Origin of the sequence: Mucisphaera sp. (assembly GCF_965279675.1) — a bacterium.
Classification (GTDB): Bacteria; Planctomycetota; Phycisphaerae; order Phycisphaerales; family Phycisphaeraceae; genus Mucisphaera.
Genome location: NZ_CBDIIJ010000002.1, coordinates 3,045,905 through 3,060,640 on the forward strand (window position 1 = coordinate 3,045,905; position 14,736 = coordinate 3,060,640).

General features: G+C 59.2%; 7 protein-coding genes and 1 tRNA gene. 2 read left to right on the top strand and 6 right to left on the bottom strand.

Features of this window, described 5'->3' with window-relative positions; genetic code table 11:
* The first annotated feature begins 23 nt into the window (after positions 1 to 23).
* Positions 24 to 236, top strand: a complete 213-nt coding sequence (locus ACQZAB_RS13105) for a hypothetical protein (protein ID WP_428389965.1) — start codon at positions 24 to 26, stop codon at positions 234 to 236.
* Positions 237 to 1,186: 950 nt separating this feature from the next.
* Here ACQZAB_RS13105 and ACQZAB_RS13110 read toward each other — a convergent pair.
* Positions 1,187 to 4,147, bottom strand: coding sequence for a hypothetical protein (locus ACQZAB_RS13110; protein ID WP_428389966.1), 2,961 nt, complete (start codon positions 4,145 to 4,147; stop codon positions 1,187 to 1,189).
* A gap of 930 nt (positions 4,148 to 5,077) precedes the next feature.
* On the opposite strand from ACQZAB_RS13110, the gene ACQZAB_RS13115 reads away from it, so the two are divergent.
* On the top strand, positions 5,078 to 11,503 hold the full coding sequence (locus ACQZAB_RS13115; protein WP_428389967.1) for a LamG-like jellyroll fold domain-containing protein: 6,426 nt from the start codon (positions 5,078 to 5,080) through the stop codon (positions 11,501 to 11,503).
* A gap of 343 nt (positions 11,504 to 11,846) precedes the next feature.
* On the opposite strand, the gene ACQZAB_RS13120 is transcribed toward ACQZAB_RS13115, so the two are convergent.
* From ACQZAB_RS13120 to ACQZAB_RS13140, 5 genes are all read right to left on the bottom strand, one after another.
* Positions 11,847 to 11,920 (bottom strand) — tRNA-Asp (locus tag ACQZAB_RS13120).
* A gap of 141 nt (positions 11,921 to 12,061) precedes the next feature.
* Positions 12,062 to 13,288 carry a Gfo/Idh/MocA family protein gene (locus ACQZAB_RS13125; protein WP_428389968.1) on the bottom strand — a complete coding sequence of 409 codons (1,227 nt, stop codon included), beginning with the start codon at positions 13,286 to 13,288 and terminating at the stop codon, positions 12,062 to 12,064.
* 129 nt (positions 13,289 to 13,417) lie between these two features.
* Positions 13,418 to 13,840, bottom strand: a complete 423-nt coding sequence (locus tag ACQZAB_RS13130) for a hypothetical protein (RefSeq protein ID WP_428389969.1) — start codon at positions 13,838 to 13,840, stop codon at positions 13,418 to 13,420.
* 171 nt (positions 13,841 to 14,011) lie between these two features.
* Complete coding sequence (locus ACQZAB_RS13135) at positions 14,012 to 14,485, bottom strand: 3-hydroxyacyl-ACP dehydratase FabZ family protein (RefSeq protein WP_428389970.1); 474 nt, start codon at positions 14,483 to 14,485, stop codon at positions 14,012 to 14,014.
* A gap of 12 nt (positions 14,486 to 14,497) precedes the next feature.
* Entirely contained in the window at positions 14,498 to 14,677 is a 180-nt protein-coding gene (locus ACQZAB_RS13140; protein ID WP_428389971.1) for a histone H1, read from the bottom strand.
* Positions 14,678 to 14,736: the final 59 nt, after the last annotated feature.

The window sequence follows — 14,736 nt, forward strand, 5'->3', positions numbered from 1 at the left end:
GGACGCGTGGATAGGGTCTCGAGTTGAACATCCTCCTCATCCTTCTGGGTCTGGCCCTGCTGACTGCTGGCGGTGAAACACTCATCCGTGGGGCGTCCCAACTGGCTGCGGCGGCCGGTATCCCGACGCTGCTGGTCGGACTCACGATCGCGGCCTTTGGCACCAGTGCCCCTGAAGTCGCCGTGTTCGTAAAGGCCGCACTCACCGCGTACATAATGGCTGCAATCAGTGGATAGACCAGATAGAAGGACGACGACATCGAGGCCAATCATACGCCTCTCACCACCACGATGAGACTCGCGCTCTAAACCCGCGACGCTTGTTCTGTTCTGAATCAGTGCCTTGGGACCTCAGCAGCGAGTGGCACAAGAACTGAGCGAGCAACCTGCGTACGGATACCAGCATATGGGCTCCCGTACTGCGGCATTCGTCCTGCCATGGCCATCATGCTGAGTCACGAAAGGTCCATCAATCACTGGTACGTCAAGACACTCAGGCAAGGCCTTCAGTCGCAAACTGAAAGCAAGGTGGCGTGCCATCAAGAGACTGGCCATCAGCCCACAGTCAGAAATTACGTCCGTACCGGCGCAGACCAAGGTCGTGCTTAACCCAGGTGCCACCCCACAGCATTGCGTTGGTGACGAGCAACGGCGTTAAGATCCGATGGTCGTCCATGCTCCAGGCTCAGCATCGTCCGATACTTAAGCGAGGGTGACGGGACTCGAACCCGCAACCTTCGGATCGACAGTCCTGAGGAGACCTCTTGTAAGGTATTTATCAAAAATAACTTACAGGCAGCCACTGACTCACTTGTAGTGAATCAGTCAGTGCCTTCGCTGTCGCGGCTGGTCGCGGCCTGGCATCGACTGACTCATCAACAGAAACGCATGGTGCAGAGGGTCATGGAAGCAATGGCCAGCTAAGCGTATGTCACTTGGAGAAACACTCAACAGTTTGCTGTCCTCGGCCTGATGTAACGCGATCGCGATCTGCTCTTCTGTGAATCTTCACTTCTTCATCACGATGGCCTTTCCTGACAAAAGCCGAATCATCTCCGAAAACGAGCATTCAGAATGGATCAGGATCTGGGGAGAGGCGCACGATCAGGAGTTTGATGACTGTTACGCGTTGAATCTGGGTGCTAATAAATACCGAATGAGGCCATCGATATGTTGTCCCTGTGATGTCAAGAATTGACGCGGCAGAGACGTTGTCTGAGCGTGCCGAGCGAAAGTAAAAGTAGCAGTAGTAAGGAGGCAGGCTCGGGTACAGCGGTCACGCGAAGTGTCAGGCTCTCGGTGCCGTAGTCAGCTTGGAAGCCGAAGGGTCCAACTGAGAAGACCGCGCCGTCAAGAATGTTGTCGAAACCGCCTGTGAGGTCTCCCTGAGTCTTGATGATCTCAAAGATGTCGCCGACCTCAGGCTCAAAGGGGGTCTGAATGTCGAAGTTGAGCACACCACCCAGACTGACGCCGCCGTTTGCGACGATCCTGTCGATCCAGGCCGTGTCGTTGAGCATGCCGAGGTCGAGCGTCAGTTTCGAGCCCGGCTGCAGGACGATATCACCATCGAGCCAGAGTGCTCCTAGCCCCGGGGTGAGCGAGGTCATCGACAGCTCTTGTGCGCTGTCCCGGTCGCCTGACTCAGCCGGTCCATTTCCTGGCTGAAGGACACCGCCGGGCAGCACCTCGAAGAGATCAATCCCAAGAGGACTCTCGGAGGTCAGGCCGGCCTGGCCTGCCAAGGTCAAACGTCCCGATCCGAGTGCCGAGACCTTGTCGACGGTGAGTACACCGCCTGAGGGGATACGGATAACGTTCGCGGTGAGGATCGAGTCGAGGCCGGTGATCAGCGTGTTGCCTCTTAGTTCGTAGTCGCCGGTGAGCGACATCGAGCCGCTTTCGAGGATCAGGCTGCCGTCGCCGGTCAGCGTCTGATTCAGCTCGAGCAGGCTGCCGTTGAGCACAGAGATCTGACCATCGTTGCGCCTAAGCGCATCGAGGCCCGTGATGCTGCTGCCGCTGCCTGAGAGAACAACCTCCCCTGCGTTGACGCTGATCTCGGGAAACTCGGTGAAGGTGATGAGTGCGCCGTTGGAGACCTCCCACCGGCCCTGGCTTGTCAGCGGCGACGTCAGGTCCTCCAGGCCCAGCGGCCCGGGTTCGACCAGGCCGATGCTGCGGAACTCCATCTCGCCCGAACTGACCCGGACGGTCCCGCGATTGACGAAAGACGGCTGGATGACCGCTTTACCCGATCCGCCTTGTTTGCTGAGCAGGCCCAGGTTCGCGAACTCGGCCTCACCCATGTCGAGATCGCCCTGGGCAAAGCCGTTGTTGCCCTTGAGCAGGATCCTCCCCGACGCCTCGTTGACGAGTCTGGAGGCTCCGTTGAGCTGGAGGGCGGTCCCGGCAAACTCCTCGGCCACGATCAGACCGAGGTTGCGCAGTTCACCTGTGCGGTACGTCTGATTCTCGGTCAGAGAGCTTTCTTCATCGACCGAGCCACCAAGTTCACGGCGGCTGCCACCCGAAAGCCAAACTTCACCTGACGCGTTGTTAAGAAAGCCTGTACGTACTTCCGAGTCATCAACATCGCCCATTCCGTCAACAATCCTACCCTTACGCCAGATGAGATACCCCGCATTACTGCCAGCTCCCGCGATCACATAGCTCTCGCCGATCCCTGGATCTGAAGCGAACACGAAAGGGGCCGGCCTATCGGCGCTCAAGTCGCCATTCAAGTAAAGGGGGCCACCGACATGGACCACCTCGCCAGTCCCATCGCCTAGAGTCGAGACGCTTCCAAGCTCCGTGAGTCCTCCTCGGATTAGTATCCGACCTGATGATCTAAGGTCAATTATCGCGATGCGTGAACCAATGGAGCCAGAATCAAGCCGCAGCTCACCATCTCCATCGATCGTGATAAATCCATCCAAGCTGGAACGCTGAAGCGTGAGTTGACCCCGGTTGACAAGGAGTTCACCGCCTGAGTTCTGAAAGATACGTCCATTCAGCGACAGACCCGAAGACGATTCGGGAGCATACATTAGACACCCAGCATTGGAGAAAACATCAAAGATCGTTGGGGTGGCCTGTGCTGTGATTCTTGACGATGGCGTGAGGACCCAAGTCGCAGTCGAATCGTTATGGACGCTGCCGCCCTCGAGTCGTATCCCACCTAGCTGTGTGATGTGCCCTCGATTCACGAACCTGTCGATCGTCTCGAATGTAGGACCCTGACGCAGCACAAGGTCACCATTGCGTCCGATGACCGTCTGGCCTACAGCGGTGTTCCTGTTGATCAGTTGTCCCTCAGTCATGGCAGCGAATGTCACACCTTCGATCAGCAGCCGGCCCTGGTTGGTGACCTCGGCATCGATCTTCACGTCACCGCCCAGATGCCACTGGCCGTCGCCCTCGGTGGCGAGCGACGCTTTGCCGGTAAGCATGCCCTGGCGGAGCCGCACCGAGGCGGGGAGGTTGCTGAGACCAGTCCCCTTCGCCGTGAGCACCCCGCTGAGGTTCCAGTCCTGAGAGAGCCGCACGCGTTCGGAGCCGACCGTCTCGATGGTGGCGTTGATGAGCTGGCCGCCGCCACGCAGGTCCACCAGACCCAGGCCGGTGGTGACCTCTACGGTGTCGAGCAGTTGAATCGGGCTTGTGACGGTCGTCTGACCGGCCTGCTCACGCAGGGTGCCGTTGAGTGTTACTTCGAGGTCAGGCCCGATGTTGATGCCTGATCCGGTGGACGCGAGCGTGCCGTTGATGAGCAGGCGACCTCCGGCTTCGAGCGGCACCGTTCCAAAGCCAAGAGCTCCTTGAGCTTCGAGCCGGCCGTTGAGACGAAAACTCCCGTTCTCGCCGATCAGGACGTTGGCGCCCGGGCTGGTCAGGTCGCTGTTGAGGGTGACGTCCCAGTTACGCGTCTCGGCAAGCCCCTTGAGCGTCCCGGTGCCGCTGGCCATGAATGCCCCCGTTCTCTGGAGCAGCACGTTCGTCCATTCGAGCTTGTCGCTGACGGTGATCGCGCCGCCGCTACCCTGGACCACGACCCCGCCATTGCTGAAGACGCCGTTGGGGTCGCCGATCTGGAGTTCGGTGAGATTGGGCGAGAGGTCGAGGTTGACGGAGGTCTTCTCGATCACCACCTCTCCAGTGTCCGGAGCGTCAGCGGGGCTCCAGTTGGCATCGGTGGACCAGTTGTTGTCCGGTCCCCCGCCCGTCCAGGTGGTCTGAGCCGAGGACGGGGCGGCCATGCTGCCCAACAAGCAGTACAAGGCCAACTTAGAGGTTCGGTGCTGGAGCCTCATCGTACGTCTCTCCCTCTCACGCACTGGAATTTTCCCTTACATCACTTTCTTAAAGATAATCAGGATCTGAGGGGTTCTCAAGACTTCTTTGTTCTGCGGTATCGGGCGCTCAAGTGAATCTAGGCAACAGCAGCTTGATTGGCTAAGCAAGCAAGACCACGCGCACACCTGGTGCGCTCGCTGTAACCAAGTCCGGAGCGAGTCTCGGAGGATGTCTGGACGCTACAAGAAGGCCCCGTCGATGGCCGGGAAATGGCATCCTTAGGAAGAGATCATCACCAAGCTGTGGCAAATGCCCCCCCCACGCGCGGCAAAAGATGCTATCTCGGATCGAGGTGAGTGTGAACCTTGGCGTCCAGCGTAGGAACTTAGTCCCGAAACCCTGCGCATTCAAGGTCATGGCTTGTCCTGTCCTCTCGCGATCCACCGACGGTGTTGATGTGAAAACACCCCATCACCTCCAACTTCCGTGCTATTGCTGATCCGACCCTCCGAAACGGTAACGATCAGAGAGCTTTGTTGCCTGTAGGTAAGACGTGAGCTAAAAACACATGATCATGTCACCTTTACCCATTTTCGCACGATGGTTTTGTCTGAGCTGCAACGGGCATGAGCTTCGTATATCGAAACCTACTTGCTCATTCGAAGTCCGTTGAAAATTGTTGAACACGAACGGGGAGGTGGATTACGTTGTAAAGGTTAAACGAGGCTCGGGAGCGGTTTGGTGCTGCTCTTAAGGGAAATGTCAGTCATTAGGACGACAAGATGCTGCAGCGAAAGATACCAAAGTCGCCTAGCGTTGCGGGGCTATTCGTTTTTGTAGTTGCATCCAGTGTTACGGACACGTGGGCCAGCGGCGAGATCGCCATCGACGGCGTCGTAGACACCGGATACGGCGCACCGGTCGCGGTGCAAACGACGCAGACGGGCTTCGGCGACGCCAACCCTCCGGGCGTGCTGAACGGCAGCGAGTTGAACGCGGCGTACGTCTCGTTCGACGACACCTACCTCAATCTGATGCTGACCGGCAACCTCGAGCCCAACTTTAACGGGCTGTCGGTCTTCATCGACTCGAAGCCCGGCGGTGAGAACACCCTCTCCGCCACGCCCGACTACGACAGCTTAGACGGCACAACATGGATCAGCTCTTACCTCAATGGCTTGACCTTCGATACCGGCTTCAGTGCCGACTATCACGTCGTGGGGTACTGGGGCAACCCAAACGGACCGTTCATAGTCGACTTCTATGACCGGCAGGGCGGGACCAATTCGATGATCCCGGGGTCGCGGGGTGTCGCGACACCCGTCACGAGTCTCGCGGGTACAGGCACCATCACGGCGGGAAGCCTCAGCAGGAACTCCTCGGGGGCGGCCTTGACGGTCGATATGCCGATTGCCATCAACAACAACAATACGGCCGGAGTGCTGGCCGGCAGCGGTATCGCCGACCAGACCGAAGCGGCAGCGGTTACCACCGGTGTTGAACTCGCCATCCCTCTCGCGGACATCGGGAATCCCCAGCCCGGACAGGATATCCGCGTCTTTGCCGGCATCAGCAACCTGACATACAACTTTTGGTCCAACCAGTTCCTCGGCGGCTTGGGCACCCCAGGCGGCAACCTCGGGGGCGACGGCAACGGAAACAGCATTGGCGACTCTTCCGGGATCGACTTCAGCAGCATCGACGGCGATCAGTTCTTCACCGTCACGGTCCCGCTGACCTACGCCAGCTCCAAGCAGATCAGCCTGGACCCCACGCGGACGTACCTGAGACGGGCCGGGTTCGACCTCAACACGCCCGACGCGATCCCCGTCAGCCTAGCGGGGCTTGGCATTGAGCCCGGCGACCGGATTGAGTTAGGCCAGCTCGGTGATTACGCCCTCGGAGCCAGCTTTGACGACGATCAGACAGCACTCGGGGCCGTCTTCGCCAGCTCGCCGGACCTGGGCCCGCCGGAGAACCAGTTCCGGGTGACCGCGGTGCAGCCGTCGGAGCAGACCTTCCCGCCATTCAACTCGTTCAGATCCTTCTCCGATAACGGCATGACCGACATCGGCCGGGACTTCTTGGTGACCGCCAACCGTGTGGTCGTGCCCGCTGGGGCGACACACCTGTTCTTGACCCCCAACGACTCGGGCTTTGCCGACAACGTCGATCCGGATGGTGACTATGGCGTGTCGATCACGCTGGCGCCCCCGCCTCGCGCGATCGGGGTCTATGCGTTCGAGGGGGACGTATCGGATGCCTCGGGCTCGGAGCCGGACGGCTTCTTGGCAGGCAGCGCCGGCTACAGCGCTAGCGGCTTTGAGGGGCAGGCCCTGCAACTCAACGGCAATAGCGGCCCGAACGATGCCGCCAGGATCTTCAACAACCTCGACCCCAACCTTTACCCGCGCCTGACCATGGGCGCTTGGGTGAAGGCCGCCAGCACCAGTCAGAGAGGTACGATCATCTCACATGACGACGGCTCCTTTGACCGCTCCATCGTCGTGGACCCGGGTTCGGGTGGTGGTCAGTACTCCGCCTTTGGGGGCAACGGAGCCCCACTGGTCGGCAGCCTAACCGCACCTCCCGGAAATGACTGGGTCTTTGTCGCGGCCGTTTATGACAATGTCCTTGGTCAGACCACGTTCTACCTCGATGATCAGTCCGCTTTCGCGAATGGTTCGTTCGTCGGCCCCGGCGATCCGTTTAGCACACTCATTGGCCGCAACCCCAACTTCGGCCAGGTCTTCGACGGCCTCATCGACAATGTTTTCATCTATGACGACGCCCTGACCCCGCAGGAGATCGAGACCATCCGCCTGGGCGGGATCGCTGAGCTGACAAGGCCTGACCCTTTAACGTTCGCTGTGATCAGCACCGATGTCTTCGGGCCTGAAGACAACTTCACGGATATTTCTCAGTGGAACATCGGCCAGATCCCGAACAACACGTCCGCCGAGCAGTTTCGCGTCAAACTGAGTGGGGGTGGGGCGGTCCGTTTCAATACGGGCGAGGTGTTACGGGTCGGTGAACTGGACATGTCCGACACCGGATTCGCCTTCAGTTTCGGCAGCAACCAACCGTTCACGGTGGAGAACGGTTCCAGCCTCACAGTTGAGGGTTCGGTACGAATCGCTCGAGCGGTCACCGTAAGCGGGCCGGGCAGTGAACTGGAAGGCACCAGCATCAACAGTGGGATGACCTCGGGAGCGGTGCTGCGTGCCCTCGATGGCGGTCGGATCGAGTTGGGTATCGAGCGGGTCAACATACGCCCAAGCGGCTTGTTCTTGGAGGCAACAGGTTCGGGCAGCATAGTCTCGCTCCCGAATCTGAAGTCCATGGCCTTCCAGGACTATCGTAATGCAACGGCCCCACGCATCATTGTTGATGACGGGGGACGCCTTGAACTAGGTCAGCTTCTTGACCTCACCGCTTTCCAGACAACCTTCCGTCGCGGTCCACGGGCGAAACTGGATGTCCTCGCAGGCAGTGAGTTCTACGCGCCACAGCTCCAGGCCACCCGCAACTTCGATCTGACCTTTAGCAATGGCAGGTTGACCGACCTACCGGCCCTGGCCCGCATTGAATCTACGAGCACCTCGAACTCCAGCAGTGTGCGTAGTGATCTCCACGTTGCGGGCGTGGGAACCGTCGTCAATCTGCCTGCTCTGACACAGATCGATGCGGACGTGCTCGTCACCGACGGCGCTGTGCTTCAGATGCCGCTAGTGACCGACCTGACCCAGATCGGCAGGTCTTTCACGGTTGACACCGGCGGGCAGTTACTGCTTGACCAGTTGACCACTTTGCCCAGCAGCCTGAGTGTGGTCACCATTGGAACAGATGGTTCACGCCTTCACACGCCCGATCTGGTATCGATCCAAGCCCGTGAGTTGATCGTTCGCAACGGGCTCGTGAACTCTTATCCGCTCGTCACAGACATTGCGAATCTCAAATTCCTGACGCTATCCGGCGAAGGGACGACGTTTGAGCTGCCCGCGGTCACCTCGGCTCCGGAGCTTTACGATGTCGAGTTAGCGGACGGTTCGACGCTCAACCTGTCCAACGTCACATCAATCGGCGCGACGATTTCACCTATTACGTACTCTGCTGTCAACGGATCGACGATTAATCTGAGCAATCTGCCAACGTACTCAACAAACGAGTCGAGTTCACAGCTGGGGATCATCGCCTCGGATAACTCATCGATCGATCTGGGCAGTGTGACGACAGTCAGCTCCACGAACGCACGCCTACCCATCAGTGCTACCCTCAACTCCACGATCGACCTTGGGGCAGCTACCACCATCAGCGGAGCCGACCTGCTGATTGGCACTGGGTCTTCGATCGACCTGTCCGGACTGTCGGGGCTGACGAATACCACGCTGGACTACCACGGCGGCCAGCTCCTCAACCTCAGTAACATCGCCTCGATCACCGGTGATCCTGGTGGCGTCGTCCTGCGGTCCCAAGGGGCGGGTAGTTTCCTCACTCTCAGCGGTATCAGCACGCTGAACCTCAGCAACCTCGCGACGCTGGAGGCGGCGGCGGGGGCAGTGCTGAACCTGCCCTTGGTCACCTCGGCCAACTCGACCTTCACCAACGGCCGGTTGCAGATCCGGTCCACCAATGGCGGTGAGGTCCGCACGCCCAGCCTGTCGGACCTCACGTGGGTGAACCTGATCGCTGAGGACGCGACGCTGGCCTTCCCACAGGTCGGCAGTTGGAACTTCATCGTTGATACATCCCGTAACTCATTTGACCTGCAACGGGAAGACACGGTCCTGCTGGCCGATGGAGCGAGCGCCCTGATCGACCTGTCCAACGTGACAGAGGTACGGCCTCGGGTCGGTGGTGGCAACTTGTCGACCGGCGGGGCGGGTTTTGCCTATATCGAGGCCCGTAATGGTGGCGTGGCCGACCTGTCCGACACAGCGACCATCGCCGTCACGGACGCTTCCCCCGCCTTTGGTCCGGGGGTGGTGCGTTTCACGGCGGCCAGCGGGGGCACCATCCGCTTCGACAGCCTAACCTCGGCGACCGCCAACCGCCAGGCCGAGAACCTGCAGTTCGTGATTGACGGCGGGACCATGACCTTCCCGCAGCTGGACACCGTGCAGCGTGCGACCTTCGATGTCCGTGACGGCTCGGCACTCGACCTGACCAGCCTTAGCGTGTTCGACGAGGCCGGGGCCAAGGTCTCGGGGGGCTCGCAGGTGATGTTGGGTATCGACAGTTACGCCATAGACGGCGCGGACAGCGTCTTCAGCGGGGGTGTTGGCCGGCAGAAGCCTTTCGAATCAAGAGGGGTGGCATCGGTCCTGGAGTTCCCGAACCTGACCAGCTTCTCGGCCTCGCTGGGCTCCGGTGGGGCGTTCGGTGGCCCGTCATACGTCGATGTCGAGGCTCTGGACGGTGGGACGATCGACATGCCCGAACTGCTGACCATCAGCATGTCGGACTTCTCCAGCTTCGAGCCCTCGCAGCTGACGTTCAAGACGACGGCGGGTTCCTCCCTGCTGATGCCCAAGCTGCAGACGATCTCGGTGAACAACGAGGGCGTGTTCCGCAACGTGATCTTCGACATCGGCTCGAGCGGCTTCGACCTGTCCGCGCTGACCCAGGCCAACGGCACCGTGTTCCAGGCCCGCGACGGCGTGCTTTTCGAGGTGCCGTCGCTGACCAGTCTCACCGGCGGCGGCTTCGCAGCTCAGAACGGCTCGACGACCCGGGCCAACAGCCTGACCACCACGCTCAACGTCGATTTCGAAGTATTCGGCACCGGTGTGCTTGAGCTGTCTGCCCTGCAGGACATCTCCGGCGCGTCGTTCTTCGCACGCGACGGCGGCTCGCTTGAGATCCCCAACGGGATCAGTTCCTACTTCGCCGATGCCGAGAGTAGCGCTCCCGACGCCGACCGTAGCCCGCAGTTCATCGCCGAGGGGGTCGGCAGCGTGCTCGACCTCACCAGCCTCCAGTCCATGACCATGATCCTCGGCAGCACCGGCCTCCTGGGCAGCGGGGGCAGTGCGGAGGTCCGGGCCTCAAGTGGGGGGCTGGTAGACCTGTCTGAACTCACGAGTGTCGACATCTCCCTGCGGTCCAGCTTCAACGACCCCGCCCCGCTCAACGTCACCGCCCAGGGCGGCGAGGTCCGGCTCGGTCGAATCGTCACCGAAAGTAACGTGTTCCTGCTTTCGCAGGGAGCGGGGTCCGTGATCACGATCCCGGGGATGTTCCTCAAAGAACGGCTGCTCGACGAGCAGGACGTACCGATCAACAGCACCGGGCAGAAACTAAGCCTGCTTGGTGGTGGACGATTGCGAATCAACGACCAAGCCGATACCAGTCAGTCGGGTTACGCACTCGAGTTTAATCACGTTCTAACCGTCGACGACAGCATCAATCTTCAAGATGGTGTTCTGGAGTTTAGTACGGGCGATGTGTCTTATCTTGAGGTTGCCGGTCAAAGTCTTGGCGTTCAGGTCGTGGACGGACAGACATTTGGCATCGGGAGACTTGAAGTACTTGGTAACAGCGAAGGTCTACCGACCACGCTCCGCCTGCGTGATGCGTTCGACAATGATGCAGACCCCCAGTCCATCGATTCCCTGTATCTGTACGGCCTCAACGGCGGTGAGGGTCTTATGCTTCAGGGTGGCTCAGTTCTGGAATTGAGCGGGATCAGTGCCTACGCCAAGATCAATGGCCTTCTTACAGAACTCGCGTCATTATTCCCTGCGGGAGTACAGCAGATTGCTTTTGGTGGTGGTTTCATCAGGCTCAACAGTACCCCAACGATACTCGGCGACTTCGACGGTTCAGGCACCCTCGACGCGGTCGATCTCGACCTGCTCTACACCGCGATCCGCGACGCTGACACGGGCCTGGACCTCACCAGCGACGGGCTGATCGATAGCGACGATGCACTCGAGTGGGTGACCGGCCTCTTCGGCTCGCAGCCAGGCGACGCCAACCTCGACCGGATCGTCGACCTCGTCGACCTCTCAACGCTGGCCTCGAACTTCGGCCAGTCCGTCCTGACTAACAGCCAGGGCGACTTCAACGCGGACGGAACCGTCGACCTCATCGACCTCTCAGCCCTCGCCTCCAGCTTCGGATTCGACGGGAACGCTGTGCCTGAACCGGCGTCTGCAGCTCTTCTATGTATGAGTGCTTTGCTACTTCAACGGCGACTGGCGTAAGAGCAGCATGAGTAGGTGGCACACGCTCGACAGTACGCTCGGTCCTAGACTTCGCTACGGAGCACTCCCATGCTTATCAAGGTGCCTCATGAAGCGTCAACCCAGCGTTTAGCCGTAGAAGACGCTGGACCAGAGTGATCTGTCACAAGCCGAATCAAACGGACGGGCCCGACCAGTCACTCGACCTCCGGACCGCAGTCAGCATATTAGTCAGTATCAGAGCAGGCCAAACTCCTGCGAAACCGCCCTGCCACCCCCAAGAACACCACAAACAAAGAAGAGCACCGGACTTGTGGTCCGATGCTCTTGCATTGTCTAAGCTCAGTACTTACAGATACTTAAGCGAGGGTGACGGGACTCGAACCCGCAACCTTCGGATCGACAGTCCGATGCTCTAACCAATTGAGCTACACCCCCGAGCACGGCGTGAACCGTGTCGAGAAGGAGGAATGTAGCCGATTCCGCCACGGTGTCAACTCGAATCGATGCACATGCCAACAACCAGGCCAGACCTACCCAAATCACCTGCAAGAGACAGCAGAAGCGACAAAAACGCCCTTACTTAACCTCGCTCAGACGCACCGCCGCCCGGTGTTTGGCTGACAGAACCGCCGCCTCCATCACCCGCTGAGTCTGGTAGGCATCCTTGAAATCCGGAATCGGCGCCGCCACCCTATTACGCCCAGCGACCGACTTGCAGATATCAGCCAACTGATTGACAAAGCCATGCTCATACCCGAGCCCATGCCCCACCGGCCACCAGTTGCCGACATAAGGATGCCCCGCATCCCCATCGGTCACATCGATCGTGCTCCATCCCTGCAGCTTCGACTCAAGGGTGTTGTCGTACCACTCGATCTGATTCATGCGATCAAAACCGAATCGAAACGCCCCATGCTCGCCGTGCACCTCAATACGGTTCCCATTCTTGTCGCCGGTCGAGAGCCTGGTGGCCTCGAAGGTCGCGATGGCCCCCTGCTTGAACCTTGCCGTGAATAGAGCCGCATCATCCACCGTGCTCTTGCCCATCTTGGGACGACGACGGCGCTTCTGCCCGCCCTTCAACGACGCCGCCGAGCCAGCCACTTCATCCACTATCGCACGCTCTTTGATGAAGGTCTCCAGAATCGCCCCCGTCACCTCCGTGATCTCGTCCCCGGTCACAAACCGAGCCGCATCGATGATGTGAGCACCGAGATCACCCAGCGCTCCTGAGCCCGCATCCTTGCCGCGAAAACGCCAGAGCAGAGGTGTCGATGGCCCGCCCCAGTCCTGCTTATAGACACAGCGAACGTGATAAATCTGACCCAAGCGTCCCTGCCGGACCAACTCGTGCGCGAAAGCCAGAGCAGGCACACGACGGTAGTTGAACCACACAAACGTCTGCGACTTCCGATGGGCCTTCGCCGCCTCAACCATCGCCCGCGCATCATCAAGCGTCCCAGCCAGAGGCTTCTCACAGGCCACGTGCTTGCCGGCCTCGAGAGCCTCAATCGCCTGATCGGCATGCAGATGATTGGGCGTGCTCACGTCCACCAGCTCCACCTCAGGGTCGACAATCGCCTCGTGCCAGTCGGTGGTCGCTCGCTCCCAACCCCAACGCTTCGCAAACTTCCGCAGGTCCTTGCCATCACGAGCAGCAGCCACAACCATCCGCGGCGGCCTGGCCAGATCGAAGAACTTCGCCACATTCAGATAAGCATTCGAATGAGCTTTGCCCATGAACTTCGAACCGATCAGTGCCACACCGATCGGACCCGACGGACGCTTCTGAGTCGCTGCCATGATGGTCTCCAAAAAGAATCAACCTGCTTTCGGAAGATATCAAAAAAAGCCCCCGTACAACGAAGCCAATCGGCATCGTCCAGGGGGCTTGCGTACCACTAAGTGTGATCGACATTGATCACTACGGAATCACTTCTTGAACTTGTAGCGAGCGCCTCGCTCGCCATCCTTCTTGACACGCTCCAGACGCTTCTCTTTTACCAGCCGGCTGATGGTATTATCAGCCTTCCCACCGCGACCCTCTTTCTGCCAGTGCTTGTTGATATCAGCCGCGTTGGGCGGACTCGAGGACTTCTGAACAAACAGCAGGATCGATTCCTCACCCGTTACCTTGAAGCTACCACGCTTACGCCGACCCGCAGGACGACCACGCTTGGCACCTGCCTTCTTCGCGGGGCGTCCACGCTTCTTAGGCGCGGAGGGTGCACCGAGACCAAGCGAAGCAAACGTCGCATCGATCTCCTCGATGGCCGCGACATGCTTCCCACGCTCGGCTTCGAGCGTCTTGATCATCCGCTGGATTTCGGCAACTGCGGCAGACGCTTTAGACATAACAAGACTCCTGATTTCGAAACCAACAATGTTAATGGGAAATTACTTTCACCAGCGACGTGATGCTAGGCGATATCAACTGAGTATTCATATCACAAGCCCATGCAAACAGCAAAACAGCATTCACCCTAAGAGCCAACCACACCGAAAGTAGGCAAGGAATCGCGATACCTAAAGCGGCATCCCCGTCACACGCCCCTCAAAAACAATATTGCCACCCACAAGACCCTGAACATCACAAATCGAACGACGCTTACGAAACTCCACCTCAAGCGCCATAATGACGAGCTGGTCACCCGGCACCACCTGACCACGGAAGCGGAAACCGTCTGCCCCCACGAACCCAAGAAATTCAACGCCGGGCGTCCGCATCAGATAAAGCAGACTACACAGCTGTGCCGCAGCCTCGATCATCAGAACGCCGGGGAAGATCGGCTTGCCGGGAATATGTCCCGGAACCCAAAACTCATCGTCACACACCTCTTTAATAGCAACCATGCGATCAAGTTCCGGCGTGTGGTAAACCACACGGTCCAGAAGTCGCATGACACCACGATGCGGATTAATCGACTCGATCTTCTCAGCATCTAATGGCAAAGTCGCCGGCTGGAGATCTGGCACATCGAACAGCAGAGTTGGGGCCATAAAGTAGTGTGCCTAGTCTTCGGAAGTGCGATTCTCGAGAACCTCTTTGCGAAGATCCTGAGCCGTGTTCTTAACGTCCTGGAGACTCTTACGCACACGGGTACCCGCCGCCTTGTTGCCTCCCGCCGCCTTACGAACATCGTCTTCGATCGACTCAATCAATTCCTTCAGACGCTGATAGGTATCAAGCATGACAGTCATTCCTGCAAAGATGAGAAGCTCATAAACAGCTTACAACGTCCCAAAGCCTA